Genomic DNA, 18,271 nt, shown 5'->3' with positions numbered 1-18,271 from the left:
GGGGGATAATTGTATCTTAGTTAAAAGAAGATCTGAACGAGGAATCGAGATTCTTAATAAAGAATTCGACTCGTTCGGATTTTTTTATTGTGATGGTAAACGTAGATTTCAGGTATGCAGCTGTTTTTAGCTGTTGATTGAAGGGGAAAGGTAATGAAAGAAAAGTGAGGATAATAGAGCACATCAAGCATGTTTACTAAAGAAGAGGACGGGAAGAACAAGTATATAGAAAACTTTTCCTTAGTTGGTTAAGGATTCATTCATAAAGGAGTGACGAATATGTCAAAACTAAATAATCCATTAACTCAATATTTCCATGAAGACTATCCAAAACAGTATCAAGAACCGCCCGGTGTACAAAAAGAAATGAACGTCATCCCGGACTGCGGGGAAAACAGTTACATAGGTGCAGGTAAATTAAAAGGCAGAAAAGCTCTTGTGACGGGCGGAGATTCAGGTATTGGCCGGGCAGCAGCGATTGCTTACGCAAGAGAAGGTGCAGACGTTGCGCTTAATTACTTGCCACAAGAGCAAGCAGATGCAGAAGAAGTACAAAAGCTTATTGAAGCAGAAGGAAGAAAAGCCGTTCTCATACCTGGTGATGTAGGCGAAGAAGCTTTTTGCAAAGAGCTAGTAGAAAAAGCTTATAAAGAATTAGATGGTTTAGATGTTCTAGCGCTCGTAGCTGGCAAACAGCAGGCAGTAGAAGATATTGCTGATTTAGAAACGGACCAACTGCGCAAAACCTTTGAAGTAAATGTATTCTCTTTATATTGGACCGTAAAAGCAGCGCTGCCTTATTTACCGGCAGGTGCTTCTATTATTACAACAAGTTCTGTACAAGGCTATAGCCCAAGTCCTAATTTATTAGACTATGCAGCTACAAAGTTTGCCATTAACGGATTCACTCGCGGACTAGCCAAGCAATTAGCTCCAAAAGGTATTCGCGTCAACTCCGTTGCTCCAGGACCTATCTGGACGCCGCTGCAAATTTCTGGAGGGCAGCCAAGCGACGCTATTCCAGGCTTTGGACAAGATACACCGTTGCAGCGTGCTGGTCAGCCAGTAGAGTTGGCAAATGTATACGTATTTTTAGCTTCAACGGATGCAAGCTACGTAACAGCTCAAGTTTACGGGATTACAGGCGGAATAGAACTAGCTTAACTCAAAAAAACACGTGCAGTTATGAACTGCACGTGTTTTTTTGAGTTATCGTCTTTTACCTTTTAAAGTCTGTACACAAATGTAGCTAAGCGTAGCGAATAACGCTGTAATAAATGCTGAGTGAGACAGTGTAGCAAAGACATTTAAACGAGACATGACAACAAAGATACCGCTGAATACTTGAGCAATGGTTAAAGCAACCGCAATGATGGACGCGTAATAAATATCACGGCGAGTTTCTTTGTACTGTTTGATGGCAGATACCATAATCCAAATGATAAGAACAAACAGTACAAGAGCAGCAAATCGGTGGGCAAAATGAATACCTATTGTTCCTGAAAGTTTTGGAATAAGCGTATTGCCATAACAAGCAGGAAAGCTTGTACATGCTAAGCTTGCACCTTTGTGACGCACATATGCACCTAAATAAATATCGCAATAGGTAAATATAAGCGTAAACCATGCGAGCCCTTTAAATTTGCCTGTGACCGCTCCTTTAATAAAATGATCCGAACGGTCTTTTTGAATAACAAACATGGAAAGCAAAAATACGCCGGTAAACGCAATAAGCGAAAGACCGAAATGCAGTGCTAGCGCTTCAGCTGACTGAGGCCAGATAACTGCAGAAGCCCCGAGTAATGACTCAATAACGATAAATGCAATACTCAGAATCGCTAAAATTTTCACTTCACGGTTTCTGCGGTAACGAATCCAAGCCCAAATAGAAAATGCTAAAACGAGAAGACCTGCAAATGCGGTAATCAAACGATGCGTATATTCAATCATTGTTGCTACCGCGTATTCGGGTATTAACTGCCCGTTACACAGCGGCCACTCGTTTCCGCACCCTAATCCAGATCCTGTGGTTGTGACCAGACTGCCGGCAATCATTAAAATAAACATAACAATCGTTGTAAATATAGCTGTTATTTTAAATAAATTTCTCATACGTTGACTCCCTTTGCTGAGTTACTAATTATGACTATAGATTTGATGAATACGATAGTCAAGTAGTAGAGCGTAATTAACAAATAACTGTCACAAACTTGCACATGTTCCCCTTGAAATTTATGTCAGAAAAGCTTTCTTCATTAAACTTTGTAATGGTTTTTTCCTTTTAAACGATGTAAATATGGTTCCATACATAAGATATAAAAAAATTATATTAGTGATTTTATACAATTTGCAAAAAAAACTTTAGAGAGAATGGAGATACAATCATATTCCAAAAGTGATAATATAAATATAAATTAAACGATGTTATAAAACCTATCATTTTGTGTTAGGTATAAAATAAACTTTTATCACGGAGAAACTTTATTGAAAGGAGAGATAGCGATGAGCTTAGAAGCTTTAAATAAAAGAGTAGAAACCGATCTTTCTTATCTTTCCTTTAGGAAACCAACAGAGGTACAGCCAATTACCCCTAAGAGCGGACACGTATACGATGTAATCATTATTGGAGGAGGTCAAAGCGGTTTAGGAACAGCCTTTGGCTTGCTGCGAGAACGCGTGTCGAATATTCTTGTTATTGATGAAAATCGTTCGGGTTTAGAAGGTCCGTGGGAAACGTACGCGCGAATGATTACGCTAAGAACGCCCAAAAACTTAACATCTATCGATTTAGGAATTCCTTCACTGACGTTTCAAGCGTGGTGGGAAGCACAATTCGGCTCAGAAGGATGGGAAGCTCTTGACAAAATTCCAAGAGGAGACTGGATGAATTATTTGCGCTGGTACCGGAACATTCTTAACCTTCCTGTGGCGAATGAAATAAAATTAACGTTAATTGAGCCAGCAGAAACAGGTATCCATCGCTTGCATATTGAAGGGAATGGAGCCGTGTGTTCTACACTGATGGCACGTAAAGTGATACTAGCTACAGGAATTCAAGGAGGAGGAGAATGGCATGTTCCACCTATGATTTCTGAAAAATTGCCGCCTCATCTTTATTCTCACACTTCACAAACCATTGATTTTACTACGTTGAAGAACAAAAAAGTAGCTGTTTTAGGAGGAGGAGCATCCGCGTTTGATAACGCCAACTATGCGCTTTCCGAAGGAGTTGCTGAAGCTCATGTATTTGTTCGACGAAAAGAACTTCCGCGTATTAATCCAATCAGACAAATGGAAGCTTCAGGAATGATTGAACGTTTCCATGCTCTGTCAGATGCTGAAAAATATGAAGTGATGGCTCATTTTTTCGAATACAATCAGCCGCCTACGAATGATACATTTGGACGCGCTTCCTCATGGCCAGGTTTTCATTTGCACGTACATGCCCCATGGCTCGACGTCGAGGAAAAACACGACAAAGCAGTTGTAACCACTCCTCAGGGAACGTTTACGTTTGACTATTTAATTATTAGCACCGGACTTCTAACAGATCCGGCTCTGCGTCCAGAATTGCAACTTGTTGAAAAACACATCGCTCGCTGGAACGATCATTACAAAGCACCGCATGAAATTGCCAACCCAGTATTGGATGCCCATCCTTACCTTAGTAACGGCTTTGCTTTTTTAAGTCGTAATAGGGAAGGTCAAAAAATGGTATATGGCCTTTTTGCTTTTAATTATTCCGCTTTAATTAGCTGTGGAATTTCTGCATCCGCTCTTTCAGGGCTAAAATATGCGATACCAAAGCTCGTCTCAGAAGTCGCCAATCAGCTTTTTATTGATAATCGCCATGAGAATTTAACTAATTTCTTTGACTATGATGAGCCTGAATTTGTCGGCAGCTGGTCAAAGGACAATAATCAAGTGAAAACAATATAGCAAAAACATATTTTTAACAATGAAAAAGGTGAAGCATATGGAGCCGATCTCTAAAAAGAAGATAGCTACTTTGTATACTCAAATTAGCCAAGAAATTTTTCATGTAGGCGTGAATACTCAAAAAATAGATATTATTGATAATAAAATTCTTATACTAGCTCAATCAAAAAGAATGCCGGCACTCGAAGCACTCAGTGAAGAATATAGAGAATTAGTGATGTCTCTTGATGCCGCTTTGTCGACTAAATATAAAAAAATGCTAAAGCAAAAAGTGGAGCTTTTATTTGATATCCAGGTCACTTCTTTATTTAGAGACTATGATCCTGTTACAGAGAATTCTTGTACGGTTATTTGCTTTAAATAACTTCGCTATATAAATTGCAAAACGTTCGATGAAATCGTTTGTTGTGCAAAATACGTAAAAAACGGATGCTTATCTTCTGTTTACAGAAGCAAAGAGCCGTGAAAACAGAAGGATTCCCTTCTGTTTTCACGGCTCTTTTTATAGATATTTTCATGAAAAAGAGAGGGGAAATGGTTAAAAACACACTGTTTTATAGAGGAGCTGTAAAAGCGAGTTAAAAGAGAATGAATCGAAAATTAAAGGAGTGAAAAGCAAGTGGCGATAAATGAAAAAGTTGAAACTCAGCATATGGAACTAATAAAAAAATCAGCACCTAACCCTTCATGGTTGGATAAGCTGTTTCATTTAACCGAACGCAAAACAGATGTAAAAACAGAAATTCTTGCTGGAATTACTACTTTTGTGACGATGAGCTATATTATCTTTGTTAATCCGACGATTTTAGCAGATGCAGGCATTCCAAAAGAAGCGGCAATTGCAGCGACGATTTTTGCCACTGTCTTTGCTACTCTTTTGTTTGCATTATGGGCGAACATGCCTATTGCAGTAGCACCAGGAATGGGGCTGAACGCTTTTTTTACGTATACAGTGGTATTGGGTGAAGGGCTAACGTGGCAAACAGGTTTAGGAGCCGTATTTATTTCAGGGGTTGTATTTTTTATTTTAACGATAACAGGCTTACGCAAGAAGATTATTGAAGGGATACCCGCTATTTTAAAAAGTGCTATTTCTGTTGGAATCGGTCTATTTATTGCTTTTATCGGTTTTAAGCAAGCAGGCATTATTGTAAGCAACAAAGAAAATTTAGTAGCTCTTGGTCAGCTTACAAAACCGGGCCCATTCCTTGCTTTATTAGGTTTTATCGCGGTAACTGTATTAACTGCTCGAAAAATTAAAGGAGCTGCACTGATTAGCATTTTGCTGGTATCAATTGCCGGGATGGTGCTGGGCATAGTAGAAGCACCTAAAAGCATCAGCAGCGTGGTGTCATTTTCAATGCCGAGCATGTCGGAAACTTTTTTACAAATGGATATTAAATCCGCTCTTCATTACGGTCTTTTTTCTATTATTTTTTCATTTACACTTGTGGAGCTGTTTGATAATTTAGGATCGATGATTGGATTATCTAAAAAAGCTGGATTAATGGATGAAAAAGGTGAAATTAAAGGGTTAGATAAAGCGCTTATGGCAGATTCTCTTGCGACAATAGCCAGTGCTGCTATGGGATCTACCGCAATGAACGCGTATGTAGAAAATGCTGCGGGAATTGCAGAAGGAGGCAAGACGGGCCTTAAAGCACTGGTCGTTGCCATGTTGTTTTTAGTGAGTCTTTTATTTAAGCCATTAATTAGCATTATTCCTGCTTTTGCTACAGCGCCTATTTTAATTATGGTTGGAGCTCTCATGTTAACGGAAATCAAAAACATCCCTTTAGACGAGATAACAGATGCTGTGCCTGCTTTTTGTACCATTATTTTGATGCCGTTAACGTTTAGTATCGGCGAAGGCTTAGCGCTAGGGTTTTTATCTTATACATTCGTTAAATTGTTAGCCGGCAGGGCGAAGGAAATTCACTGGATTATGTATATGATTAGCGCCGCTTTTATTATCAACTCCGTTTGGGCTGCTTGAGCGCATATATCTAGAGCAAAAAAGACTTCTCAGCTGAGAAGTCTTTTTACTGTTCATGTAAATTTTAATTGCTCTTTTCTTACAGGAATAAAAGGTAGCGAAGAAAGATATATAACGTTGAAATCAAAAGAGATACAAGCATAATTGGAGCCCCAATTTTCAAAAAATCCATAAACGAAAATTTATGTCCTTTTTTTACAGCCATGCCAGCTACAATGACGTTGGCAGATGCTCCAATTAACGTACCGTTTCCTCCCAAACATGCTCCTAGAGCCAATGACCACCATAGTACATTGATTTGAGCAGAATCAGGGCTCATTCCCATTCCATGAGCCATATCTTGAATAAGTGGAATCATTGTAGCAACAAAAGGAATGTTGTCAATAACAGCTGAAGCAATTCCACTAATCCACAAAATGAGATAAGCTGACAGTGCGATGTTGCCGTCTGTAACGTTTAAAGCGCCAGCAGCCAGTTTTTTGATGATGCCTACATCGATTAAGCCTCCGACAAGAACAAACAAACCTGCAAAGAAAATAATGGTTGTCCATTCAACAGAATCAAACGCGCTTTCTACTTCATCATGAGTTCTTAATCCAATTACCAATAGTACAGCAGCACCTGTAATGGCTACCATAGCCGCATCAATATGCAAAACGGAATGCAGGGTAAAACCTAGAATCGTTAAGACGAGTACAGTTAACGATTTTTTCATTAAAACGGAATCTTGAATATAATCTTTTTCATTTAAACTCATCAGCTCTTGCTTTTTGCTATCTTCTACTTTTAATTTTTTGCGATAGATAAGAACAAGAATCCCCAGTGTAACAACACCGATAATTAGCACTGCAGGAGCTAAGTTTAATAAAAAAGCGTTAAAATCAAGATGAGGATTTGCTGCTCCAATCATGATATTAGGTGGGTCGCCTATTAAAGTAGCCGTTCCCCCAATATTTGAAAACAGCACTTCTGATATAAGAAACGGAAAAGGATTAATATTTAAAATAGTAGTAATTGAAAAAGTAACGGGAACAATTAATAAAACCGTCGTTACATTATCTAAAAAAGCAGATCCGACGCCTGTTAAAATTGATAAAATAACTAGAATTCGAACTGGATCACCTTTAGCGATTTTAGCAGACTTGATGGCTGCGTATTGAAACACGCCCGTTTTATTTGTAATGCCGACTAGAATCATCATACCCATAAGAAGGACAATCGTTTCCCACTGAATGTGTTCGGTAATAGCATTATTAAAATCAACAATGCCTAACAAAATCATTAATATAGCACCTAAAAGAGCTGCTGAAGCGCGATTGATCTTTTCAGTCATAATTAAAAAATATGTAATGATAAATATAATAATGGCTGCGTATACATGAAAATTTGTAATGTGTTGAATTGCATTGTGCATAACAGTAACCTGGCGATATGTCATCTAGACATCACGAAGTGTAGATGACAAAAACTTTGGATGTTTTCCAGGTTTTCACCTCATCTTTCATTGTTTAATTTACATCCAACTTTACGGTAAAACTTCTATAAAGCCCGTTTTTCTTTAACCGACCTCCTTTAAAAGCCTTGGTGTTCCTCAAAATTAAGACGATTCCTTCAGCATTATATCATATTTACATAAAAGCTTTCTCGCTAATTATTCAATGTGATTTTCAACCCACACACTTATTATGCACCTTAAATTCAGTTTACATAATTGATTCCTCTAAGATTGGACAAAGTTAGACAAAGTTGGAACAGTGTCCAATTTTGTCTAACTTTATGAGGCCAAATACAATAATAGATTGCTAGTATAAAGGGATTTTACTATTGGCACGGTACTTGCAATAGTAGTTAAGTGAAGTTTGATAATCAAATGAGGAGGCTTACCATAATGAAAACTGCTCAAAACAAAACAGAAAAGCTTACGAAAGAAAAAGCCAGCTGGATGTATCAGAAAATGGTAGAAATTCGAAAGTTTGAAGATGAAGTACATCAAATTTTCGCAAAAGGTGTACTGCCTGGTTTTGTTCATCTGTATGCAGGTGAAGAAGCGGTAGCGGTTGGAATGTGCGCTCATCTTAATGACAGTGACAGTATTACAAGCACTCATCGCGGACACGGCCATTGTATTGCTAAAGGCGGCGATTTAGATGGAATGATGGCTGAGCTTTTTGGAAAGGTAACCGGGTTAGGCAAAGGAAAAGGCGGATCCATGCATATCGCGGATTTAGATAAAGGAATTTTAGGGGCAAATGGAATTGTAGGAGGAGGCTTTCCGCTTGCATGCGGTTCTGCTTTAACTGCTAAGTATAAAAAGACAAAAGATGTAAGCGTTTGCTTTTTTGGAGACGGAGCGGGCAATGAAGGGACGTTTCATGAAGGAATTAACTTAGCAGCCATTTGGAAACTGCCGGTTGTTTTTGTTGCTGAAAATAATGGCTACGGAGAGGCAACTCCATTTTCTTATGCTTCGAGCTGCAGCGCGATTGCAGACCGTGCCGCATCTTATAACATTCCAGGGGTACGAGTGGATGGAAAAGACGTGATAGCAGTTTATGAAGCAGCTGCAGAAGCTATTCAACGAGCCCGCAGAGGGGAAGGGCCAACGTTAATTGAATGTGTAACGTATCGAAATTACGGACATTTTGAAGGCGACGCACAAACGTATAAATCAGGAAATGAAAAGAAAGAACATCTCCAGGAAAAAGATGCTATCGCTCTTTTTGAAAATTACTTGCTTTCAGAACAAGTAATAACAGAACAAGAACTTAGAGAGATTGAAGGTGAAGTAGAAAAAGCAGTAGAACGCGCAGTTGAGCTAGCAGAAACAAGCGATTATCCTGATGCTTCGGAACTATTAACGGATGTTTATGTATCTTATTAATTAAAGGGGGAAAAGGAAATGACTAGAAAATTAAGCATGTCTGAAGCTATTAATGAAGCTATGAAACTAGCGATGCGAAAAGATGAGAATGTGATTCTTTTGGGAGAAGATGTAGCTGGCGGAGCGGAAATTGACCACTTGCAAGATGATGAGGCGTGGGGCGGGGTTCTTGGAGTGACAAAAGGGCTTGTGCAAGAATTTGGACGTGAACGAATTCTTGATACGCCGATTTCAGAAGCAGCTTATATAGGAGCTGCAATGGGAGCGGCAGCTACAGGGTTAAGACCGGTTGCAGAATTAATGTTTAATGACTTTATTGGCTGCTGTTTAGATCAAGTGCTGAATCAAGGCGCAAAATTTAGATACATGTTTGGAGGAAAAGCTGAAGTGCCCGTCACGATTCGAACGACTCATGGGGCAGGGTTTAGGGCTGCAGCTCAGCATTCTCAGAGCTTGTACGCTTTATTCACTAGCATTCCTGGCATTAAAGTAGTGGTGCCTTCTAACCCTTACGATGCAAAAGGATTATTGTTAGCAGCTATTGAAGACAATGATCCGGTTATCTTTTTTGAAGACAAAACATTGTACAACATGAAAGGAGAGGTTCCTGAAGGCTACTATACAATTCCGTTAGGGAAAGCTGACGTGAAACGCGAAGGAACAGATTTAACCATTGTAGCAATTGGAAAACAAGTAAATACTGCACTTACGGCAGCAGATCAATTGTCTCACAAGGGAATTGATGTAGAAGTAGTCGATCCGCGAAGTCTATCACCTTTTGATGAAGAAACCATTCTTTCTTCTGTAGAAAAAACGAATCGATTAATTGTCATTGACGAAGCCAATCCAAGATGCAGCATCGCAACGGATATTGCCGCGCTAGTTGCTGATAAAGGATTTGACATGCTTGATGCACCTATTAAACGAATTACAGCACCACATACACCTGTGCCGTTTTCGCCTCCATTAGAAGATATTTATCTGCCGACACCACAAAAAGTAATTGAAGTTGTATCGGAGTTACTAGGAGATAAATCGCTTCTAAGCGTGTAATTAAAGAAAAGGAGGAGGAAGCAAATGGCTGCAGAGGTTGTAATGCCAAAACTAGGTATGGCAATGAAAGAAGGAACTGTTTCGACGTGGAACAAAAAAGTTGGAGACTCCGTTTCAAAAGGAGATATGATTGCAAGCATTAATTCTGAAAAAATCGAAATGGATATTGAAGCGCCGCAGGACGGTGTGATTCTTGATATTATTGTACAAGAAGATGTAGGAGTGCCTCCTGGAACGATTATCTGTTATGTTGGAAAGCCAAACGAGCAGCTCACTGAGCAAAACAGTTCAGCAAATGAGCTGCAAGCGCCTAAAAACGAGGTAGCGGCTGCTATCTCGTTAGAAGAGCCACCAGCAGACGCAGCTCCATCAAAAAAGAGGAAAGAAACGGTGCTTATTTCACCAATTGCACGGAAAATAGCAGAATCTGAAAACCTTAATGTTGAAACGATTAAAGGCACAGGACCAAAAGGAAGAATCACCAAAGCAGATGTAGAGAAAGTGCTGGTGGAAAGAGCTTCAGAAGCGAGTCGTCCACCAGCAGAAATAGATAAAGCTATAAAAAAAGAAACGCTTCCAGTAGCGGGCATGAGAAAAGTCATTGCAAGTCGAATGCATAGTAGTTTATTAAACAGTGCCCAATTAACAATTAATATGAAAGCTGACGTGACGGATTTGCTGTCTCTTCAACGGGAAATCAAAGATGTGATCCAACAACGCCATAAGGTGAAGATATCTCTAACTGATTTTATTGCTCGCGCTGTTGTTCTTTCACTTCAAGAACATAAACAAATGAACAGTGCCTATATAGATAACGAAATTCATCTCTATAACCATGTTCATCTTGGAATGGCCGTAGCTTTAGAAAATGGGTTAGTTGTCCCTGTTATGCAACATGCTGAAAAGATGTCGTTAGTTGAATTAGCTGCAGAGATCAAAACACGAGCAGCAGATGCTCGGCAAGGTCAGCTGGCCACTGATAGAATGCAAGGTTCTACATTCACTATTACTAATCTCGGTGCTTACGGAGTAGAGTATTTTACACCTGTATTAAACCCGCCTGAAACAGGAATTCTTGGTGTTGGAGCTACTGAAGATGTATCGATGTATAAAGGAGACGAATTACAAAAAAGAAACTTGCTGCCTTTAAGCCTGACGTTTGATCATCGCGTACTGGACGGAGCACCTGCAGCTAATTTCCTTGGAACTATTAAACAATACTTAGAACAGCCTATTTTACTACTCTTATAGAAAGGGGTGCATTCCGTGAAACCTTTAGTTGTGATTGGAGGCGGTCCAGCAGGATATGTGGCGGCAATCACTGCCGCCCGGCAAGGAAAACAAGTTACGTTAATCGAACAAAAAGATTTAGGTGGAACCTGTTTAAATGAGGGCTGTATGCCAACAAAGTCGCTATTAGCAAGCGCGGAAGCCTATGAGAAAATTAAGAAAGCTGAGCAATTCGGCATCAATCTTCCTTTAGAACAAGTGAAAATTAACTGGGATGGCGTTCAGCATCATAAAACAACCATTGTTAAAAACTTGGTCAGGGGAATCGGCTATTTGATGAAAAAGAACAGTATTAAAGTCATAAAAGGAGAAGCTTCTTTTTTGACAAATCATTGTCTAGCCGTGCGAAACGAAAATCACGTAGAAGAGATAGAGGCTGAACAGTTTATTATTGCTGCGGGTTCAGAACCTGCTAGCCTGCCATTTGCTCCTTTTGATGGAAAGTGGATCATTCACAGTAAACAAGCAATGTCGCTGCCTGCTATCCCTTCATCTCTTTTAATAGTAGGAGGAGGTGTAATTGGATGTGAATTTGCAAGCATTTACAGCCAAATGGGAACAAAAGTAACGATTGTGGAAGCAGCAGATCAGCTGCTTCCTGGTGAAGATGCCGACATCGCATTGACGTTACAGGAAGAATTAGAGAAAAAAGGCGTAGGGATTTATACATCCGCTTCGCTAACGGAAATGAAGCCAGAACATAAAACGGCTCTATTTAAACATAAAGAAGAGCTGCATGAACTGCAGGCTGAGTATGCATTAATTTCAATTGGCAGAAAACCTAGAGTGCTAGGTTTGGGTTTAGAACAGGTTGACGTACATTTTTCAAAACAAGGAATTGATGTTAATGAGCATATGCAAACGAATATACCTAATATCTATGCTTGTGGAGATGCAGTTGGCGGAATTCAGCTTGCTCATGTCGCCTTTCATGAAGGCACAGTTGCTGCTTTGCACGCATGCGGAAAAGATAAGAGCGTAAATTATCGAGCTGTACCCCGCTGCATTTATACTCACCCTGAAATTGCAAGTGTCGGTATGACAGAAAAGCAGGCTCGAAGCGAATACGGCGATATTCGCGTCGGAGAATTCTCGTTTACGGCAAATGGTAAAGCAATGATTGCAAATGAGTCCGTTGGAAAAGTGAAAGTAATCGTAGAACCGCAGTTTAATGAAATTATTGGGCTTTCCATTGTAGGTTCACATGCTACAGAATTAATTGGACAAGGAACCATTATGATGCACGGAGAGTTGACCACAGATATAATGGAAGACTTTATCGCTGCCCACCCTACATTATCTGAAGCCATTCACGAAGCTCTTTTGCAGTCGGCGGGTCAGGCCGTTCACTCCTGATTACGCAGGTGCCCAAGTTATTAAACTTTTTGAGGATAAAAAGTAAAAATGAATGATTCAAAAAGATAACTAGAGGATGAAGGAATCACGGAAGCGGTATAGTAGTTTTCCTGCATCCTCGTCTAGTTTCTTTATTAATTTTTACATAACGTGAGTTTAAAAATCTATCATTTGGTAATGATAACGTTTTCTTTGTGATTTATAATAATGGTAACAAGCCTTGATTTACTATATTCAATTAAGTTTATAGGGGAGAGGTAAAAAATGGAATCCACACTTTCTTTAAACACATGGAAACGTTTTGTAAACGAAGGAGCACTTGAACCTTCAAGGTTAAACGACATTATTGTAAAGTCGTGGCATCGTTGTAAAAGCGCAGATGTTAATCCTTACCTAGATAAAGGCAGATCGATTTTAAGAAATGAAGACTTTCATTCTCGAAAACAAATGAACTCTTTATTTCTTGAGACGGCTTTGCCGCACTTAGAAAGAATCAGACAATCAGCGGCGGACTTAGGAATGGTTGCTTTATTAATTGACCCAGAAGGCTATATTTTATCTATTACAGGAAATAGACTTACACTGAATGAAGCAAGGAAAATTAATTTTGTGGAAGGTGCCTGTTGGACAGAAAAAGAAGTAGGCACAAATGCAATCGGTACGGCTCTGCAAACGGAAGAGCCCATTATGATAACGGGTACAGAACATTATTCGATTGCTTCGCATCAATGGAGCTGTTCGGCAGCGCCTGTTCGAAATGACGACGGAAATTTAATTGGGATTATTAATATTTCTTGTCCTGTAAACAGAGCTCACCCTTATACACTTGGAATGGTTACGTCCATTGCGTATACAATTGAGCGGGAGTTAAGCATTCGAATGCACAAAGACGAAATTGAGTTGGTTCACGCTTCTATGAATTTTGTTGATAGCAAACAGCTCTTGCTGCTTTGCAATTACAAAGAAGTGATTGTGGGAGCAAGCAAAACCTTGCGAGAATGTATACCAAAATGGTCAGGTCTGCAGTTAAATACGATTGTACAACAGGGGTTTCCTATAGTGATGGAAGTGCCTGTAATTTCAAAAAGACACGGTCATTCTATTGGAAAGATTATTTATTTATCAGAAGAAGCGTACCACAACCAAACAACTACACAGATCCCTGCTCAATCATTTTCTTTTAAAGGGGAAGCAGGCATAAGCCGTTCCTTTCAGCAAACACTAGAAGAAATAAAGCATGCGGCTCCTACGGATACAACAGTCTATATTTTAGGGGAAACAGGTACCGGAAAAGAAGTAATAGCTCAAACAATTCATGAAAACAGCTCGCGTAAAAACGGGCCTTTTATTGCTCTTAATTGTGGTGCTATTCCGAAAGAACTTATGGAAAGTGAATTATTTGGCTATGTGGAAGGAGCATTTACAGGAGCACGGCGTCAAGGATATCAAGGAAAGTTTGAGCAGGCTAATCACGGTACGATTTTTCTTGATGAAATAGGTGAACTTCCTCATTCTATGCAAGTTTCTTTGTTAAGAGTATTGCAAGAGCGCAAGGTAACGCCTGTTGGAAGCAATCAGGAAATTCCGGTAGACATCCGTATTATTACCGCTACTCATCGAGATCTTCGTCAACTTGTCAGTGAAGGGAAGTTTCGAGAAGATTTATATTACCGGCTTCACGTGTATCCCGTGCATGTTCCGCCTTTGCGAGAAAGGAAAGAAGATATTCCACATCTGATGCGCTACTTTTGTCAAAAGAATGCTTGGAATATGAATTTCCCCAAGGAATTAGTAGATAAACTAATAGATTATCAGTGGCCCGGCAATATTCGAGAATTATTTAATGTACTTGAACGCTTGAAGATCTCGCTTAAAACAGAAGCAGAAAAAGAGAAGATATTGAATTATTTGAGTTCTTTAAGTCTTGGTGGCCAAAAGAACATCTCTAACTCTGATACTTCACAAGAAATAGAAGACAATGATTTTACGTCCCTCCCCGTACTCACATTTCGTGAAAAAGTTCAAAAAGACTTAATGATGGATGCTTTACGTAAAACACAGGGAAATGTGTCACTTGCCGCTAAGCTGTTAGATATACCAAGAAGTACATTTTATAACAGATTAAAAAAATTCAATTTGTAAGCTGAGAGTTCGTAGCTGTTTTAAATTTTTAAATAAGGATAGGAGCTGAGTAGAATGAAAGCATTAAGATGGCATGGCGTTAAAGATGTAAGGTTAGAATATATTGCAGAACCTACTGTCTCTCAAGGAAAAGTGAAAATTAAAGTAGAATGGTGTGGAATTTGCGGAAGTGATTTGCATGAGTACACGGCAGGACCTATTTTTATTCCTACAGAAGAACCCCATCCATTAAGTAAAGATAAAGCGCCGGTTGTGCTGGGACATGAATTTTCTGGACAAGTTGTAGAAATCGGAGAAGGTATTACGAATGTAAAAGTCGGAGACAGAGTAGTGGTAGAACCTATCTATGCATGCGGAGAGTGTGAAAACTGTAAACAAGGAAAGTATAATCTTTGTAATAAAATGGGGTTTTATGGTCTTGCCGGAGGTGGCGGAGGTTTTTCTGAGTATGCCTCTATACCGGTTGAAATGATTCATAAAATACCAGAAGCGGTGTCTTACGAGCAAGGAGCTCTCGTAGAGCCTTCAGCTGTGGCTCTTCATGCTGTGCGTCAAAGCAAACTAAAGGTAGGAGATAAAGCCGCCGTATTTGGGACGGGGCCAATCGGTTTGCTAGTTATTGAAGCGTTAAAAGCATCGGGTGCATCTGAAATTTATGCGATTGAACTATCGGAACAGCGCAGACAGAAAGCTGAAGAACTTGGGGCGATTGTGATTAACCCGCAAGAATACGATCCCGTAGCAGAAGTACATAAGCGCACAGGCGGAGGTGTAGACGTTTCCTATGAAGTGACAAGTGTTCCCTTAGTTTTAACTCAAGCCATTAATTCTACCAAAAGTGGCGGGGAGACAATGATTGTTAGCATATTTGAAAAAGAAGCGTCCATTCATCCTCAAACAATCGTTTTACAAGAGCGTACAGTAACAGGTATTATTGGCTACCGCGATGTATTTCCAGCGGTTATTAGTTTAATGGCAAAAGGCTATTTTTCGGCTGATAAACTGGTGACAAAACGTATCAAGCTAGAGAATGTAATTGAAGAAGGTTTTGAGACATTGTTAAAAGAAAAGGAACAGGTGAAAATTTTGGTGAAAGCTGAATAAAAAAAGAGGCTGGGACAAAAGTATTTTAGACGAAGTAAAAAACGAACCCTTGATCAAAATTTTTGATTAGTGGTTCGTTTTTTTGTTAGCGTGAGCGTATGTTCGGTTTGTTTAGGCCCTTCTAGCAGTCGATTGCAGGGCAAGATGAGGAATCCTGCGGGAAAAGCGGAACAGATGAGACCCACAGGAGCGTATGCGACGAGGAGGCTCAGCGCCCATGTAAAGCGAAGTCTTGCACGGAAATCAACTGCCGTGTCATAAGCGGTTCAGCTCATCTATCCTATTTGTTCGTCTTTAGATTGGATTCATTTCGTTATGTCTCAACCTCTTTAAATTGAATAAGGTAAGTATGGTTATTTTATTATCAGATTATTCTGTATTATATACAGTATATTGTATACAATATATAATCTAATCATTATCTAATTAATAAAATCAGAGGTGATGAGTGAATGACAGACAAACAGTTTAAAAATGTACAAGACGGAACCAAAGCGGTATGGGCGGGAGAAAAAGAATCCCTTGCTTACAATGCCACTCAAGTTCCTGTCGTCTTCAGCGTAGCTTACAATTATGATGATGTAGACGAATGGCAAGAAGTTGCGTTAGGAAACAAACCAGGCTATACGTATAATCGCATGAGTAATCCTACAGTTAAAGCTTTTGAAGAAAAAGTAAGGATACTTGAAGAAGCAGAAGAAGCGGTCGCATTTTCCTCCGGCATGGCGGCTATTAGCAGCACTTTATACACGTTTTTAAAACCTGGAGACCGCGTCGTATCGGTAAAAGATACATATGGAGGAACAAATAAAATCTTCACTGAGTTCCTTCCTAACATCGGAGTGGATGTAACCTTATGCAATACGGGGAATCATGAAGAAATTGAAGCGGAAGTAAATAAAGGATGTAAAGTGCTATATTTAGAGTCACCTACAAATCCTACGATGAAAATTATTGATATTGAAAAAATAGCAAAAGCAGGAAAAGCAGTAGGGGCAGTCGTCATTATTGACAATACGTTTGCGACACCTATTAATCAAAACCCTCTTCAATTAGGGGTGGATCTTGTCATTCACAGCGCAACAAAATTTTTAAGCGGACATGCGGATGCCTTAGGAGGAGCAGTATGCGGCTCTAAAGAATTAATGAAGCATGTGTATCACTACCGTGAGATCAATGGCGCGACCATGGATCCCATGTCAGCGTATCTTATTTTAAGAGGAATGAAAACGTTAAAATTACGTATACGTCAACAAGAGCGAAGCGCTTTGGAAATTGCTAAATTTCTTCAAAAGAAAGAAGCGGTTGAAGCCGTCTATTATCCTGGATTGGAAACACACCCTCATCATCATATTGCCAAAAAACAAATGAAAGGCTTTGGCGGGATATTAAGCTTTGTTTTAAAAGGAGAAATGGAAGCTATTAAAATTTTGCTGCCAAAGTTAACGTATGCAAATAAAGCCGGCAATTTAGGAGCGGTTGAAACAATTTATGGACCAGCAAGAACGACTAGCCACGTAGAATGTACGCTTGAAGAACGTAAAGTTCTTGGAATATCCGAAGGACTGGTTCGCATATCTGTAGGAATTGAAGATACGGAAGATTTAATTGCAGACTTAGCACAAGCATTTACTCACTTGGAATCCGCATCATCTATTAGTAATTAAAAAGACGCGTATTACTTTTTTTAATAAAAATAAAGTAAGTACCTCTTTTTAGTTGGTAGACACGTCTTCAGAATTATAGAAATTTTGTGGAATAAAGCTGATAAATTAAACTGTACGTGTATTTTTTCGTCTGATTTTGTAGGTATACTGATAAATTAGATGAAATAAAAATGTTTTTACGCGTTTTAAAAATAAACTAACTTACAACAGCCTACAAATAAGGAATGATAGTATGTCGAAACAAGAACAAGAAAGTGAATACACAATAAAAGATGCATCATTGTTTGGATTAAAATTAATGCAGGTAAGTAAAGCCATCTGGAGAGCTGCAGAAGATGACTGGGAGCAATGGGTGAAACCTTATGGACTAAACGTAAATGAGCATCATATTTTATGTTTAGCTAGTAACACGGGAGAAATCTCTATGTCAGAGTTAGCTAATTTAGGAGCTATGCATATCTCTACAGCGTTTAATTTTTCAAAAAAATTAGAAAATCAGGGATATCTGCATTTGTCCAAAAGAGAAAATGATAAAAGAAACACCTACATCAAATTGACTGAAAATGGCGAACAATTATTGCTTGATACGCTCAAAGGGTATGAACCACATAACAGTAAGATATGTAAAGGCGCACTTCCTTTAAAAACGTTATACGGCAAATTCCCCGCTTTTCCAGAGCTAGTAACCGTTGTTCGCCATGTTTGCGGCGGCGAGCTTGTGACCGTTGCTGATCAACCTTTTGTGAATATAAAAGAAGCGGGAATAGAAGAAAATGAAGATAAGAAAGAAGTCCAGCTAACTAGTAATTGAACGCAGTGAATAATATGCAGACAATAGGGCTT

The 18,271-nt window shown here is 39.2% G+C and carries 14 protein-coding genes; 12 read left to right on the top strand and 2 right to left on the bottom strand.

The window, feature by feature from the left end; genetic code table 11:
• The first annotated feature begins 279 nt into the window (after nt 1–279).
• Nucleotides 280–1,164 carry an SDR family oxidoreductase gene (locus AC0KUU_RS10915; protein WP_043981925.1) on the top strand — a complete coding sequence of 295 codons (885 nt, stop codon included), beginning with the start codon at nt 280–282 and terminating at the stop codon, nt 1,162–1,164.
• A gap of 45 nt (nt 1,165–1,209) precedes the next feature.
• Here AC0KUU_RS10915 and AC0KUU_RS10910 read toward each other — a convergent pair whose 3' ends face one another.
• Nucleotides 1,210–2,112 (bottom strand): COX15/CtaA family protein, encoded by a 903-nt coding sequence (locus AC0KUU_RS10910; RefSeq protein ID WP_322551958.1) that lies wholly within the window; start codon nt 2,110–2,112, stop codon nt 1,210–1,212.
• Nucleotides 2,113–2,502: 390 nt separating this feature from the next.
• On the opposite strand from AC0KUU_RS10910, the gene AC0KUU_RS10905 reads away from it, so the two are divergent.
• The 3 genes from AC0KUU_RS10905 to AC0KUU_RS10895 all read left to right on the top strand — a co-directional run bounded on the left by AC0KUU_RS10905 (nt 2,503) and on the right by AC0KUU_RS10895 (nt 5,935).
• On the top strand, nt 2,503–3,939 hold the full coding sequence (locus tag AC0KUU_RS10905) for an NAD(P)-binding domain-containing protein (protein ID WP_043981927.1): 1,437 nt from the start codon (nt 2,503–2,505) through the stop codon (nt 3,937–3,939).
• Nucleotides 3,940–3,976: 37 nt separating this feature from the next.
• On the top strand, nt 3,977–4,303 hold the full coding sequence (locus AC0KUU_RS10900; RefSeq protein ID WP_043981928.1) for a Na-translocating system protein MpsC family protein: 327 nt from the start codon (nt 3,977–3,979) through the stop codon (nt 4,301–4,303).
• 255 nt (nt 4,304–4,558) lie between these two features.
• Complete coding sequence (locus tag AC0KUU_RS10895; protein WP_322551959.1) at nt 4,559–5,935, top strand: NCS2 family permease; 1,377 nt, start codon at nt 4,559–4,561, stop codon at nt 5,933–5,935.
• Between the two features lie 79 nt (nt 5,936–6,014).
• Here the strand turns inward: AC0KUU_RS10895 and AC0KUU_RS10890 are convergent, their stop codons facing one another.
• Complete coding sequence (locus tag AC0KUU_RS10890) at nt 6,015–7,349, bottom strand: ArsB/NhaD family transporter (RefSeq protein ID WP_043981930.1); 1,335 nt, start codon at nt 7,347–7,349, stop codon at nt 6,015–6,017.
• 474 nt (nt 7,350–7,823) lie between these two features.
• On the opposite strand from AC0KUU_RS10890, the gene AC0KUU_RS10885 reads away from it, so the two are divergent.
• The 8 genes from AC0KUU_RS10885 (at nt 7,824) to AC0KUU_RS10850 (ending at nt 18,239) form a co-directional block, all read left to right on the top strand.
• Entirely contained in the window at nt 7,824–8,816 is a 993-nt protein-coding gene (locus AC0KUU_RS10885) for a thiamine pyrophosphate-dependent dehydrogenase E1 component subunit alpha (protein ID WP_043981931.1), read from the top strand.
• Nucleotides 8,817–8,834: 18 nt separating this feature from the next.
• Complete coding sequence (locus AC0KUU_RS10880) at nt 8,835–9,869, top strand: alpha-ketoacid dehydrogenase subunit beta (protein ID WP_013082775.1); 1,035 nt, start codon at nt 8,835–8,837, stop codon at nt 9,867–9,869.
• Nucleotides 9,870–9,893: 24 nt separating this feature from the next.
• Nucleotides 9,894–11,120 (top strand): dihydrolipoamide acetyltransferase family protein, encoded by a 1,227-nt coding sequence (locus AC0KUU_RS10875; RefSeq protein WP_322551960.1) that lies wholly within the window; start codon nt 9,894–9,896, stop codon nt 11,118–11,120.
• A 15-nt stretch (nt 11,121–11,135) separates the two neighbouring features.
• A complete protein-coding gene (gene lpdA, locus AC0KUU_RS10870) occupies nt 11,136–12,515 on the top strand; it encodes a dihydrolipoyl dehydrogenase (protein ID WP_237074811.1) in 1,380 nt (459 codons plus the stop codon).
• A gap of 264 nt (nt 12,516–12,779) precedes the next feature.
• On the top strand, nt 12,780–14,657 hold the full coding sequence (locus AC0KUU_RS10865) for a sigma-54-dependent Fis family transcriptional regulator (protein ID WP_322551961.1): 1,878 nt from the start codon (nt 12,780–12,782) through the stop codon (nt 14,655–14,657).
• Between the two features lie 54 nt (nt 14,658–14,711).
• Nucleotides 14,712–15,761, top strand: coding sequence for a 2,3-butanediol dehydrogenase (locus AC0KUU_RS10860; RefSeq protein WP_322551962.1), 1,050 nt, complete (start codon nt 14,712–14,714; stop codon nt 15,759–15,761).
• A 452-nt stretch (nt 15,762–16,213) separates the two neighbouring features.
• A complete protein-coding gene (locus tag AC0KUU_RS10855) occupies nt 16,214–17,428 on the top strand; it encodes a cystathionine gamma-synthase family protein (RefSeq protein ID WP_322551963.1) in 1,215 nt (404 codons plus the stop codon).
• A 232-nt stretch (nt 17,429–17,660) separates the two neighbouring features.
• The gene (locus AC0KUU_RS10850; protein WP_043981939.1) at nt 17,661–18,239 is read left to right on the top strand and encodes an HTH-type transcriptional regulator Hpr; all 579 of its coding nucleotides are present in this window, start codon (nt 17,661–17,663) and stop codon (nt 18,237–18,239) included.
• Nucleotides 18,240–18,271: the final 32 nt, after the last annotated feature.

It is taken from the genome of Priestia sp. ST2 (genome assembly GCF_055810735.1).
Note: the sequence above shows the minus strand (reverse complement) of the source record. Positions and strands in the feature narration are given on the sequence as shown.